This is a genomic window from Ferruginibacter sp., assembly GCF_028288465.1.
GTDB lineage: Bacteria > Bacteroidota > Bacteroidia > Chitinophagales > Chitinophagaceae > Ferruginibacter.
This window is the reverse complement of sequence record NZ_JAQBNR010000032.1, coordinates 50848-64512: the sequence shown is the minus strand read 5'-3', so window position 1 is coordinate 64512 and position 13665 is coordinate 50848. Positions and strand designations below refer to the sequence as shown.

8 protein-coding genes are annotated in these 13665 nt (G+C 42.3%); 1 reads left to right on the top strand and 7 read right to left on the bottom strand.

Features of this window, described 5'->3' with window-relative positions:
• Positions 1-507: 507 nt before the first annotated feature.
• The 5 genes from JWR61_RS14355 to JWR61_RS14335 form a co-directional block, all read right to left on the bottom strand.
• A complete protein-coding gene (locus JWR61_RS14355) occupies positions 508-3387 on the bottom strand; it encodes a gliding motility-associated C-terminal domain-containing protein (RefSeq protein WP_301928458.1) in 2880 nt (959 codons plus the stop codon).
• A gap of 299 nt (positions 3388-3686) precedes the next feature.
• Positions 3687-5771: a right-handed parallel beta-helix repeat-containing protein gene (locus JWR61_RS14350; RefSeq protein WP_301928457.1), complete on the bottom strand. Its 2085-nt coding sequence runs from the start codon at positions 5769-5771 to the stop codon at positions 3687-3689.
• Between the two features lie 228 nt (positions 5772-5999).
• Positions 6000-6512 (bottom strand): transposase, encoded by a 513-nt coding sequence (locus JWR61_RS14345; protein WP_301928456.1) that lies wholly within the window; start codon positions 6510-6512, stop codon positions 6000-6002.
• A gap of 318 nt (positions 6513-6830) precedes the next feature.
• The gene (locus tag JWR61_RS14340) at positions 6831-7805 is read right to left on the bottom strand and encodes a caspase family protein (protein WP_301928455.1); all 975 of its coding nucleotides are present in this window, start codon (positions 7803-7805) and stop codon (positions 6831-6833) included.
• A 10-nt stretch (positions 7806-7815) separates the two neighbouring features.
• Positions 7816-8181: a TIR domain-containing protein gene (locus JWR61_RS14335; protein ID WP_301928454.1), complete on the bottom strand. Its 366-nt coding sequence runs from the start codon at positions 8179-8181 to the stop codon at positions 7816-7818.
• Positions 8182-8542: 361 nt separating this feature from the next.
• On the opposite strand from JWR61_RS14335, the gene JWR61_RS14330 reads away from it, so the two are divergent.
• Positions 8543-11932: a DEAD/DEAH box helicase gene (locus JWR61_RS14330; protein ID WP_301928453.1), complete on the top strand. Its 3390-nt coding sequence runs from the start codon at positions 8543-8545 to the stop codon at positions 11930-11932.
• 554 nt (positions 11933-12486) lie between these two features.
• Here JWR61_RS14330 and JWR61_RS14325 read toward each other — a convergent pair.
• Both JWR61_RS14325 and JWR61_RS14320 read right to left on the bottom strand, forming a co-directional pair.
• Positions 12487-13077 carry a hypothetical protein gene (locus JWR61_RS14325; RefSeq protein WP_301928452.1) on the bottom strand — a complete coding sequence of 197 codons (591 nt, stop codon included), beginning with the start codon at positions 13075-13077 and terminating at the stop codon, positions 12487-12489.
• 45 nt (positions 13078-13122) lie between these two features.
• Complete coding sequence (locus JWR61_RS14320; protein ID WP_301928451.1) at positions 13123-13611, bottom strand: hypothetical protein; 489 nt, start codon at positions 13609-13611, stop codon at positions 13123-13125.
• Between the last annotated feature and the right edge of the window lie 54 nt (positions 13612-13665).

Below are 13665 nucleotides of genomic sequence, written 5' to 3'. Positions count from 1 at the left end.
TTCCTAAAAGAAAACCATGCAGAAAAAATTTGGTAAAGCATTGCTCGATCAGGATAAAAGCAAAAATCATTGATAAACATAACCAGATAGTTGGTGTAAATATTCGGTGATTGTAAAAATGAAATAATGCTGAAAATACCATACCCACAAAGGATAGTACAAGAATGAGTTTCCAGTTTATTGATTCCGGTTTTATCATAGCTATTCGTCAAAGTCAATTGCCATACAATTATTCCATTCTATTATCAAATCGTGGCGGTGTAAAACTGAGGACAGTGTATGGGATAAGTTTCCATTGATGAAAGGTACTGTTTTTAGTTGCGGCTTTTTTGCTGTTCGCTTCGGTTGTTGGTCAACAAGACCAACAACGGCGCCTCCGGGATAGTTGACCGTTTTATGAACATACCAACTAAAATCAAACGAATCAAAAAACTTACGCCAACATTCATAACCTACCAACAACGGCGAGAATTATGCTACCTTAGGCTTAACATGAAGCAACAGGAATTAACGTACTAAAAGCAATGTGCCCTTTTTTGATACTGCTGATTGCCCTCCCAATTGATACATACATCGCCACACAAAAGCAGTAGTAGCATAAGGCCTGCCTTTATAAAGGCCGTCCCAAGCTTTGTTTGGATCATTAGATTCAAAAACCAATTTGCCCCATCGGTCATATACTTCCAGTTTGAAAGATTGTACGGTGCCGAAAGCGGTTGTTCTAAATAAATCGTTTTTTCCATCGCCATTTGGGCTAAAAGCTGTTGGAACAAAAACATCAGTAATGCACTGCCTGGGGAATACTGTTATGGTATCTGTTCCTTTGCAACCATTTGCATCTGTAACGGCAAGAATATATGATCCGGGCGCCTGTATGGTAATAGAATTTGAAGTACTACCCGTTGACCATAGATAAGCACTGTATGAATTGATAGGTTGCACGGTCAATTTTTCGAACGTACAAATACTATCTGTTTGCTTTAAAAAATTGAAAGGCAATGGAGCTATGGCGTTTATATAAACAGTATCAATCGCAGAACAATTCCGGTTGTCAGTTACTTTTACCCAAAAAAGGCCGGTATTGGTAGCGATATAACTGGGCGAAGTACTCATGTCCTGCCATTGATAGGAAGCAAAAACACCAGGATTAAATGTTATAGAATTGCCCGTGCAAAGGTTTTTGTCTTGCCCCAGGTAAGGCCTTGGTTTAGGCGTGACAGTTAATGTCGTTATAATAACCGAGTCACAGCCAGTATAAGATTGCAATGTATCACTGTAAATACCAGAACTGTATTGATCCTTACCCGCCGCAAAGCATTTCTCCCCCTCGCAAATGGTTACATCTTTTCCTGTATGCTTTTTTGGGTTCACTAATAAATATAAAGTCCGGGTGCTGTCACAGCCGTTTGAAGATGTAAAGATATTTGTATAAGTACCTGATGCATCATAACTTTCATAAGACTCTCCTTCACAAATAGTAGCCCTAATGGTGGAAACCGATTTTTTTTTGATCGTGAGATGAAGCAACCTGCTGCTATCGCATCCATTTATGGCATTGAATAAATCAGTAAAACTTCCTGTAGTATTATGCCCTGAATAGGTTTCTCCTTCGCATATCGCAGTATCAACAACAGTATTAATTCCTTTCTTAATGGTGAGATCCAGGTTTAACACACTATCACATCCATAAATGTCTTTGTATTGAGCTGTGTACATTCCACTGTTTGTATAGGTCTTTCCTTGCCATGCATAATTGTTGCAAGCTGTCGCTGAAAAAGTTGCCTGAAAACCGCCGATGGTAAGATTCAGTGTGATAATACTATCGCAGCCGGAACTGTTTAACCTGGTTTGCCGGTAGATGCCGGTTGCTGTATACGTTTTATTGTTGAGTGTATAGGAACTACAGGCATTGGCGTTGATGGATGCGTAAGTGATATTTTTACATTGACTTAGCTTTTGAACATAAGCATCACCCGTTGCAACCATTGTTACATTGTATACAGGCGGGCCTGGATCAAAGTCAACGGTTTCCCAAAAGAAACCCGAAGTGTAGATATTTCCTGTTTGGTCAACTTGTACATCAAGACCGACATTGTAATTACCACTGGCGGCCATTTGTCCTGCCCAAATAAGATTTCCGTCATTATCCAGTTTAGAAATAAAGATGGCTATTTGCCCGTTCGAGTTAAGGTTGAAGGTGCCTGGGCCGGGATCAAAATCACTGTCACCCTGAAAATTTCCTGTAGTATAAACATTGCCTGCATTATCTAATTCAATGGCATCACAAGATCCAAAACCAGTCCCAAATTGTTTTGCCCAAACATAGTTGCCGGCGCCATCTAATTTTAAAATAAATGAAGTACCAGCAGTATCATTTCCATCTAAATTAAATGTTCCAGTACCAGGGTTAAAGTCAACAATTGAAGCAAAGCTGCCACACACGTACACATTTCCATCCACATCCGCTTCAATATCTCTTCCACGATCTTCTAATGTACCTCCAACTTGCTTTGCCCAAATAAAATTGCCATTGGCATCAAGTTTAGAAATAAATATATCCAAAGCCCCCGTCGCTGTAAGGTTAAAAGTTCCTGGTCCCGGATCAAAATCTGCTGTGCCCTGAAAAGTACCCGTTGTCAAGATATTTCCTTGCGCATCCAGCTTTATGCTTTGTGCCTGGTCTGTACTTTTTCCACCCATCTGTTTTACCCATTGAAAATTACCTGCAGCATCCAATTTTAAGACATATATATCCAGTACTACGTTGTAAGTATCTAAGCTATATTCGGTAAGATTATGAACACCCGGCCCTGGATCAAAATCAGCTGTGCCAAAAAAAGGGCCTGTTGCGTAAATATTACCCGTGCCATCTATTTCAATTGACATCAGATCTGCATTAAACCAGTTTCTGGCCCAAACAAAATCACCGTTGGAATTTAATTTTAGCATGAAGGCTTCAAAACCATTTGGGCCGGATAAGGGTAAATTGTATACGCCAGGTCCGGGATCAAAATCAACCGTTTCATCGAATGCACCCGTGATATATACATTGCCATTGTTATCCAACTTCAAGGCAATCGCTTCGTCAGCTCTTGTATTGCCAAAACTTTTGGCCCAGATGAAATTGCCTGCAGCATCCAGTTTTAAAACAAAAAAATCGAAATGCCCGTTGGTAGTCAAATTGTATACGCCCGGTCCGGGATCGAAATCGATCGTTCCCGCAAAATAACCGGCTGTAATTACGTCTCCGTTTTTTTCAATGGCCACCGCAGTAGCAAAATCATTGGCATCGGAGCCGAAAGTTCTTACCCATTGTAAAGTCGGTGCTTGAGCCCTGACTGAAAAGAAGCAGGTGAATAAGCATAGCGTAATGCACAATCGTTTCATACGGTAAATAAGCAGCATTTGGCAGCAGGCTGAAAGGTTTAATAATAAGAGTCGGGCGTTTGTTAAGCTAAGTTAATCCGTTTCTTCTAAGACGCCAAACACGTATACATGCTGATTATACAATTCTATTTTGGTTCGCATATAAAGAGCCTTTCAAGCAAAGCCGGAACGTTGCGAAAGGTTAATTTTTATCTTTCTGTCCCGCCTTTTCTTCACAGCTTAGGCCAGCAATATTCATGTGATTTCCATAAAACCCCTCCGCAACTCAATCAGACAATCCGAATGTAAAGTAACTGCATCTATTGTAACATGTTTCTAACAACGGATGAATTAAATGCTTCAATAACGGTTGCAGGTAATGTTGCCAATGCTTTCCATGCCCTGTCTCCTGTGACTCCTGCCGCATTGATATCAAAGGGCTTAAAGCCGATTGTATTTATTGCGGAGTGATTTTTAAATCTAAAATCATACGTTGTTGCATTCACAAATCCGGGGTCCTGCATAATACTTTGCAAATCCCTTCCACTCTTTTGCTGCCACTCTTTCAACGTGAAATAATTTTCGGGATGAGCGCCATAAGCCCCGGTAGATTGAATGAAAGCAACTTTTTTATTATTCATATTCCAATAGCAATTGCTGTCGATACTAACGTTTCCGGTTTGCCAGGCACCTTGCAATAAATAGCCTTTATCCGTTAATATAATATTGTTTTTAAAATCCAGGCTGTGGTGTTTTTCTACCCTTGAGAACTGTGCCTGGAATTTTTCATTAAAAGCAAAAATGTTGTTTTTGATAATATTATTTTCTCCATAATGCTGGTGAAAGCCTCCTGTTTTAGTATGGTATACCAGGTTGTCTTCCAGCAAAATATTTGTTGAACCTTCGTCTGTATAAAGCCCCCATCCACCATAGTCATAGGAATAGATGTCGTTTACCCGGTTATGGCTTACTTCCGTTCCGTTGGAGATACCCAATGTATAAACGGCGGCCATATCACTTAATACGCCCCATCCAATATGATGAATGTGGTTGTAGATTATTTTGTTATTTACCGAAGGGCTAAACGAATATCCCCAAACCCAGCCCACTGAAATACCGGTGTACCTGAAATCGCCAATATCATTGTGAGCAATCATATTATTCCCGGAATGAGCGATAAAGATCCCGACTGCCGAAGGGAAGTCCAGGCCGCCGGAATGTATAATGCAATTGTCCACTGTATTGTAAGACGTCCATTGAGCCTTGTTTTCGCGGATAACCGTTTCCCCGATCCTGATACCACCGGCACCCAAATCGTGCAGGTAGCTGTTGGTAATGGCACAACGCTGCACGCCTTTTCTTAACCAAAGAGCGTATTGCCCGGTATGTGCTATTTCACAATGGTTGAAGCGGATATCCTGCGCATTGTCAACCATGATAGCCGCGTCAATTTCCTGGGCAGCCTGGTATGCCTCGTAGCCCTTAAAATGATAATTGCAATATTTAAATGCGATGCCCTCAAACAACATATTTTCTACGGGATGTGTTGAATCACCTTGTATAATCAGTAGTTTTTCCAACACGGGGATCACGGCTTTCGCTTCATGTACATTTTTGCCCGGGATATATTTAATCGTGTCATGTTGTTGTATCCATTCGTTGGTGGTGTCTAATGCAGCGGGATAATTTTCAATATAAAACAGCGCTGGTTGATCTATTAATGCCCAATCGCCATTTATAACGCCAGTTGAATAAAATGAGTTATTAAGCGGATTTAATGAATCAATGGTCCGCATGGTATTATCCCACTTGTGATACATATTGAACCAAACTTTTTGCACCTCATTTGCAGGTAATGATGCCAGTGTTTTAAACTCCGTTAACGGCATTTGAATTTGCTGTGTGAATCGTAGTGTATGCTGACTATCGGGAACACTGAGTACTTTTCCCAGGGTGAAATAAGTATCAATATTCGGTGTTCTTGCCCTCACGGCTCTTTTATCATTGATGTACAAATCAAAGGGTTTTGTGCTGTCAACATACGGAATTGTTGCAGATAAGATGTTGGTTCCCTTCATAACAATTTGTTGTCCCCCACTTACCACAGGATGCGCATTTGGCATAGCCTTAAAAATAATTCGCAATTCACCGGTGCCACCATTTTCAGGTGTCATCAGGATCGGTTGGTCCAGGTTGTACGCTCCATCATGGAGAAAAATAGTAATGGTGCCTTTTGGGTTTGATTTCTTTAAACCGGGCAGCATGGCTATTGCTTTTTGTAAAGTAGTGGGCGCTTGCGCTGAACCATTCCCGCTTCCGCCAGGTAGTACATAAATATTGATATCAGCAGCAAAGGCTGGAAACAGGATACCTGATACAGCAATCGAGACGAGCAATTTCAACATAATTTCTTTTTATTTTATTATTGGCGGAAGGTAAAATATTTTATGGTATTCATTTTCGGAAGCTAACTTCCTCTACCAGTCATTGTTTGTAAAAACAACGACTATGATCTTCCCATTAACGCAAGCCTCCTCTGGCGCAAACATCTTTTGAAACTGTTGAACTCCTGGATAAGTTTCCATTTTAAACGCCGTTGTTGGTCTTATTGACCAACAACCGAATCGGAAGGTTCAGCAATGTGTCAGCATGTTAAATTCATCAATGCCCGTATGATAAAATTTAGCCGATGAATAATAATATTCTTCCGGCAACTTGCATAAGCCGGCCTTTACCGGGTTCCAGTGAATGTACTCCAACTTCTGCATAAACACATCGTGAGAATACAATTCAATACCCAACGGATTTCTCTCCCAAAACTGGTAGGTCCTGTCTTTAGCATTTACCCGGAATTTATCAAGTACCAGCGGATGATTTTCTACCAGGTCGAATTTTATTTGCTGCGCTGTAAACTTCATAAAGCTATGTTGTAACTGCTTAGGGGTTTTATCTCCTATTGCCTGCCATATCATGTGCAGGTGATTATCCATAATTACAAAGGCATATAGTGTTATCTTTCTTGTTGCTGTAAGATGCTGCAGGCTTTGGATAATGACGTCTTTATATTTAGCTGGCTTTAACAACGGCTTCCATTCCAGAATCGTGGCAGTGTAAAACTGAGGCCAGTGTACAGGATAAATTTCCATTGATGAAAGATACTATTTTTAGTCGCAACTGTTTTTGTTGTTCGCTTCGGTTGTTGGTCAATAAGACCAACAATGGCCCCCGTGATAGCCGACGATTTTAGGGACGTAATGGCTAAAGGCAAACGAATCAAAAACATTTACTGCTACATGAAATATCCCTATCAACAACGGCTAACAAGACCAACGACGGCCGCCGAAACCACATTGTTATTTTTTATCCGACGTTATTCGCCCGCTAATCCTAATTTATGTAGCGAATAAAAGCCAAAAATATATTCGTAGTACCTATATATAACTAATTCAATGTTATATGTGCCACTATATTCGGTTGTTTGCAGCAAGTTTTCTATAATGTTCTCCTAAAGCTGTCAACTTGCATGATTTACTTTCCATTGCTGCATTCCACATATGCTGAGCGTCCACTGGTTTAAGTAAATTAAGTCTGTTGTATTTTTGAAGAGCTGAAAATATTTTTGTATTGTCGTAAATCGGGTCTGGCATTCCTGCATCACGCCCTTTCATTTCAGGTTCATATGTAGGGTCAAGTTTAAACTCATAACCTGCCGTTGGAAACAAGTCTTTAATCATTCTTAAATCATCTAGTTCAATTGATGGAGCTGCTTTCCGTAAAGAAATAAAGTTTCTAACGTTCGTCTTGAAGATAGGTCGTTGTTCCCAAGCACCAAGTGATTGGTCTATGTGAGCATACACACTACCAGGAGTAACGTCGCCCAAAATATTTGAAGCACTGCCGCTCAGAGCATCAACTAATAGCGTCGTAAAAACGCCGCTACCATTTTTTTCAGATGCATATTGGTCAGATGTAGAAGCTGTCAAAATTGTTATGCCTTCTGAAATTAATGCGCTGTCTTTTATATTGGGAGCATTTCCAGCAATACCTGAATGACAACTATCTAAAATAATCACTTTGTTCGTAGCTTTTGATTCATTTGCCAAAATTAATATGTCGTTTAGAGAAACTCCCTCATCGCCTCTTTTTGCATCGCTACCCAGCAAATAGCCGCCTGTAATTTCAATATGTCCATGACCGGCAAAATACAACAGGGCAACTTCGGCTTTTGTTAAAAACAATTGTGATATGGCATCTTTAATTTCTCCTCTGTCAAGTGATTCTTTTGCATTTGATGCGGTCAATAATTTACAGTCGAAATTTACCGAACCGTCAAAATTTCTTTCTAAAATTGCCTTTACTGAATATGCATCGTTTACACAACCATAAAGGTCGCCGCCGTTAGGATAGTGATTTATCCCAATTATTAGAGCAATTTTCATAAGATTTTTTTTAAAGGCTATCAATAAAAGTTGAAATATTAATGTCTGACCAAACTACTGTGCTTACTCCAACAATGTTAGTTCGGTCGTCAGAGTAAACCCAAATTCCCAATATTCTTTTTTTCTCTTCTTTAGCACATTCAATTTCCCATTTCTGTCCACTGGATGAAAGTGAATTTTTGCTAACTAAAACTACAACACCGTCAGAACGTCTAATTCTAGTCCGTACTCGCTCTTTCCACTCTGAGCTATAAGGCTCTTTTACAGACATATCAATAAATTCAAACGGTGCTCTTGGATGCAGGGATTGTCCTTTTAAGAAATCTCTTTGCCGCTCGTCTTCAATTGCGAACGCAATAAATAGTACTTTGCTCATAGCTGTTTATTTAAATTTTAGAATTTCGCTTTGTTTGGCACATAACAAGTAAATGAATACAAGAAATCAAACGGACAGAGGGATACACTATCATGGGCAAGTTGTTTAGGGTTAAAAATTGATTGCTGGGACAAAAGAAGTAAGTGGCTGACAATGTACAATAAAAACAAATACCAAAATAAAACTTTACGTGAACGTACCTTTTATTTTGGTAAACGCACAACCGCTTCCATAAAGCCCCTCAACGGTATGCCGTACAAGTGAGTGACACAACGATGCCGCCCAAAGCAAAAATGCTGGTGCAAAAATTAAGCAATCCATAACGGTTGCTAAATGCGCCTGCCTTATTTTTACACCCCGCATGGCTTCACCCATTTTAACATACAACGCAACGGAAATTATTTTTGAAAACTTTCAATTTTCAAACCTCACGCCGGCCTTTATACTGGCCAACAGCGCCGCTATGCCGGATACGGGTGCCGACCGTTTTTTTGCGGTGCAGCCGGATATGATTGACATCAATACGGGTACTTTCAGCAACCCGGGAGGTGGGCTGGTTTTTCCACCGGTATGGGTGCAGTACAACAAAGGCTCGCTGGCGCTGGGTTGCAGCTGTAACTATGGTAACCACAAACTATGCAGTCACCAGGCGCAGGTGCTGTACAACATCATGGAGCGGCCCGACCTGCGGCTGTTTTTTGATGCGGCCTTTCGCCACGATAAGATACATGCGGTGGCGAAAAACTACGGGCTGGAGCAATCGCCCAACCCCGACGAACATTTTGAACTGGTATGGCAAAACAAAACCGTTCGCATAGAGCCACGAATGAAAGCGCTGCAACCGGTAAACGAAGCGGCACTGAAACAACTGGCAGAAGAGCTGCTGCCTCCACGGGAAAAACGGGCTGCGAAACAAGCGGAAACCCTCACCACGATACTGGTGCTGAGTGCGCATAAATACTACCAGCACCTGCAGGTGGGCCTGTACGAAGCGCCGACCACCACAAGTGGTAAAATAAAAAATCCGCTGCAACTACTCAACGCCGAAGCCATGGTATGGACAAGCGCTGAAGCGGCCGTGATAAAATTTTATACGGGTGTGGTGGCCTTTACCAACAACCATCAAAAAACGCCGGAAGCCGCACACCTGCAGGCTTTGCGGAGCATTGTACAGAACCCGCTGGCCTTGCCTATGTACTGGCACAACCCTGCCCTGTCGGAAAATATTGGCGCCAATAGTTTGGTGCCCGTACAACTGGCCTTGCTGCAAACAGGCCTGCAGTTATCGGTGTATTTAAAAGGCGATTACTACGAGATCAGCGGGCAACTGGCCATTGGTGATAAAAGCTATGCGCTCAATAATCTGCCCTTAAAATATGGCTGGTTTATCCATGCTGATAACGTGCTGCACCTGGTGGCCAATCTTGACCTGTTGCGGGTGATGACGTACTTTAAAAAGCACAATAACATTGTAGTGGTGCACCGGCAAAAGATGGATGAATTCAGGAAGACCATACTGGCGCCGCTGGAAGATACCATCCGCATCCACTACGCCTGGCTGGTGGCGGCCACCAAAGAACAGCTGGAAGAAAATGGTTTTGATGAACCGCCGCAGCAACTGATTTATTTAAGTGATGCGGACGTGCATGTAATGATAAGCCCGGTGGTGCGCTATGGCGAAGTGGAAGTGAGTGTGCTGAGCAAAAGGCAGCTGTATGCAAGGGATCAAAAAAACAATGCCTTTATTGTGGAACGGGATGAAGTGCTGGAAAATAATTTTACGGCACTGCTGCTGTTACAACATCCCGACTTTGCTGAGCAACTGCACCAGCAGGCTTTTTACCTTACCAAAAAACAATTTTTAGAAGACGCCTGGTTTTTAGATGCCTTTGAACAATGGCAGGCGCACCATATAAAAATACTGGGCTTTAATGAAATTAAAAACAACCGCCTGAATGCGAATAAGCCCAGTGTACACATTAAAGTTACCAGCGGCTTAGATTGGTTTAATACCGACCTGGAAGTGCGCTATGGCGGCCAGAAAGCAAGCCTGCGGCAGTTGCATAAATCGTTGAAGAACGGAAGCAAATATATTACGCTGGATGATGGTACACTGGGCATGCTGCCTGCTGAATGGGTGAGTAAAATGGCCGCCTATTTTGAAGCAGGCGAAGTGGAAGGCGAACAGATCCGCACACCGTTTATCAACTTCGCAACGGTGGAGGCTTTGTACGATAAACAATTATTGAGTGAAGAAGTGCAGGAACAATTGGCCAGCTATAGCGACAAGTTGCACCACTTTGAACGCATTGCCGAAGTGCCCGCCCCGCAAGGTTTACAGGCAACCCTTCGCCATTACCAGCAACAGGGCTTGAACTGGCTGAACTTTTTAGACGAGCTGCATTTTGGCGGTTGCCTGGCGGATGATATGGGCCTGGGTAAAACAATACAGGTGATTGCATTTATGTTGTTGCTGCGCCAAAAACGTGGTGCACAAACCAACCTGGTAGTAGTACCCACCTCCATCATATTTAACTGGCAGGAAGAGCTGGAAAAGTTTGCGCCATCGCTTTCGGTGCTCACCATACATGGCAATAACCGCGTAAAAAATAACCATACGTTTAAAGACTATGATGTGGTGCTGACGAGTTATGGCATGCTGGTATCGAACATTCATTTTATGAAAGGCTTTCGCTTTGGTTATATCTTTTTAGATGAATCGCAGGCGATTAAAAACCCGGATTCGCAACGGTACAAGGCTTGCCGTTTATTGCAATCCGGCAACAAGATGGTGTTAACGGGTACGCCGATTGAAAACAATACATTTGATTTGTATGGTCAGCTGAGTTTTGCCTGTCCGGGTTTGCTGGGCAACCAGCAATATTTTAAAGACATCTACTCCCAACCCATTGATAAGTTTGGCGACAGCAAACGGGCGGCGGAACTGCAGCAGAAAGTAAACCCGTTTATTTTGCGCCGCACCAAACAACAGGTGGCAACGGAGTTACCGGATAAAACAGAGATGGTGATTTATTGCGAAATGGGCATTGAACAACGCAAAGTATATGACGCCTATGAAAAGGAATTCCGCAATTATTTACTGCACCAGCCGGAAGAAGATTTACCAAGAGACAGCATGCATGTGCTGCAGGGCCTTACCAAATTAAGACAGATCTGCAACTCCCCCGCCCTGCTGAAAGACGATGCTTTTTACGGTGATACGGCAGCGAAAATTGAAGTGCTGGTGGAACAGATTGAAAGCAAACACAAGCACCATAAGATACTCGTGTTCTCGCAGTTTGTGGGCATGCTGAACCTGATCAAAAAAGAGCTCGCCGCCAAATACATTCCGTTTGAATACCTTACGGGGCAAACAAAAGATAGAGCTGCGGCAGTGAATGCGTTTCAAAACAATGACGATATCCGTGTCTTCCTCATCAGCCTGAAAGCGGGTGGCACGGGCCTCAATTTAACGGAAGCGGATTATGTGTATTTAGTAGATCCCTGGTGGAACCCGGCGGTAGAAAACCAGGCCATCGACCGCTGCTACCGCATCGGGCAGGAAAAGCATGTGGTAGCCGTACGCCTGATTTGCCCGGATACGATTGAAGAAAAGATCATGAAAATGCAGGCGGGAAAAAAGGCATTGGTGAATGATTTGATACGCACGGATGTGGGGATTTTGAAGCAGTTGGGGAAGCAGGATTTGCTGGAATTAACGGCGCATCCCCTATTCCCTAAAGGGGGGTAATTTGGAGCGTTTACTTTTTCTTGTAATGTTTGCTGAAAGAATTTCTTATCTGGAAATTAGTGAACGCTGGTTGAATAAAGAACAACTGATGATGTGGTAGAATTAATGCCCAATGCTGGTTTGATGTGCCCCTCCTTCTCACTTAAGGAGAAGGAGTTGGAGGATGAGGCAAATGAGAACTATTGCAATTATATAAGAAGCTCCTTTACTGAACTCTCTGAATAAAGAAGGAAATAATGTCCTCGCAGACGGGATGCCTGAAAAAGGTTGGAGGCACCGCTCCTTCCCTTCCGATGGAAGGATAATCCAACATCGCAAAGGGCCCTGCAACAGCAAGGCCCTCAACGAAACCATCAATCAATCTACCATCAAAATATTTTTCCTCCCGGATATGGTGCTTTTATCTTACTGTAAAATGGGTCGTACTACCCACTTATAAACAAGATGTTTCACTCTATAAAAAGGTTGGGTAACCTTGTGCTTTTAACAACAAACGCTGCAGAAAATCGCTAAAGGCAAGCACCAGTACGAAGCATTTTTAAGACAGCGAAAAATTAAAAAAATACAGGTGGATTCACGATTAATAAAATCACTGTAAATACAACCCATGCACCTATAGTAACGCCGGCAATACTCAGTATGCGGTTGCTTTTTGTTGCTTTTGCATCCAGTTCGTAAACGTCCAGTCTTTTAATATTACTTAAAGGCAGGGTCACAAAGGTATGAGACGCATCCGCCGGGGCAGACAGGTACAGGTGCACTTCCACCAGGGTTTGCTGCTGGTACTTCGCCTTCATTTTATTGGCTTCGTTTACCACGGGAGCTGTATAATAACTATGTTCTTTGGGCAATGCCACCAGCTCTGCCTGCAGGCGATCGTTTGCCAGTTTAACATTTTGCAATCCCATTATTTTATCGGGAAAATGAACAATAAAATATTTATCGGTGTTGACCAGTTTTTCCATCACAGTCGTACTGACCTGTTCCGTTGTATTGGTTTTGTAATAGTGCAAAAAACATCCCGAAAGCAATGCACTGGCTAGTAACAATAACAATACACTTTTTCCTGCCGGCAGATGTTGTACAAAAGAATGAATCGCTTTTGCAGTTATTTTATTTATTGTTGAAGTTGCTGCATGTTTCATAAACAATATTAGTTGTATGCCCGCTGCGTACACCGCGGGCAATGGTTACCTGAAATAAATTTTAATACCGGCTGAAGGAAATGCAGGAGATACATTGCTGCTCCATTGCGGTGCGTTTAGCCGCATCAGCCCCACCTCCCCTTCTGCTTTCAGCTTGTTTCGGTGCCCGGCTATAAATAACGGTACACTGGCCCCGATAAACACAGCTCCCAGGGTGTATGAAGCCGCGTCTAAACTCTTTTCGAGACCGCTAAAATTAAACCAGCCGGTGTTGTTGGTTTCGGTTGATTTGGTATCGGCTAATGGAGCTATTATAAATGCAGCGCCAATGCCGGCCAGTATCCAGGCGAAGGTTTTTTGTATTCTGCTTTTGCGCAGGTAATCATTAACCGTTGTTATTTTGATGGGTTTGTCCTGCTGGCTTTGGGCTACACCGGGCATGGTGCTTGCTGATGTATTGATGGTCTGATTTTGCTGACTAAATACGCCTGTACTGACCAGTAGTAAAACCAAAATGGAAAGGAACTTTTTCATTGCTTCAATCATTAAAGTGTAAGTGATCGCCGTTGAATAATTAAAATTACAAAC

Coding starts and splice junctions, on each gene's coding strand:
- JWR61_RS14325 (WP_301928452.1), bottom strand. CDS start 13,077: ATGAAACATGCAGCAACTTCAACAATAAATAAAATAACTGCAAAAGCG.
- JWR61_RS14320 (WP_301928451.1), bottom strand. CDS start 13,611: ATGAAAAAGTTCCTTTCCATTTTGGTTTTACTACTGGTCAGTACAGGC.
- JWR61_RS14350 (WP_301928457.1), bottom strand. CDS start 5,771: ATGTTGAAATTGCTCGTCTCGATTGCTGTATCAGGTATCCTGTTTCCA.
- JWR61_RS14345 (WP_301928456.1), bottom strand. CDS start 6,512: ATGGAAATTTATCCTGTACACTGGCCTCAGTTTTACACTGCCACGATT.
- JWR61_RS14355 (WP_301928458.1), bottom strand. CDS start 3,387: ATGAAACGATTGTGCATTACGCTATGCTTATTCACCTGCTTCTTTTCA.
- JWR61_RS14335 (WP_301928454.1), bottom strand. CDS start 8,181: ATGAGCAAAGTACTATTTATTGCGTTCGCAATTGAAGACGAGCGGCAA.
- JWR61_RS14330 (WP_301928453.1), top strand. CDS start 8,543: ATGGCTTCACCCATTTTAACATACAACGCAACGGAAATTATTTTTGAA.
- JWR61_RS14340 (WP_301928455.1), bottom strand. CDS start 7,805: ATGAAAATTGCTCTAATAATTGGGATAAATCACTATCCTAACGGCGGC.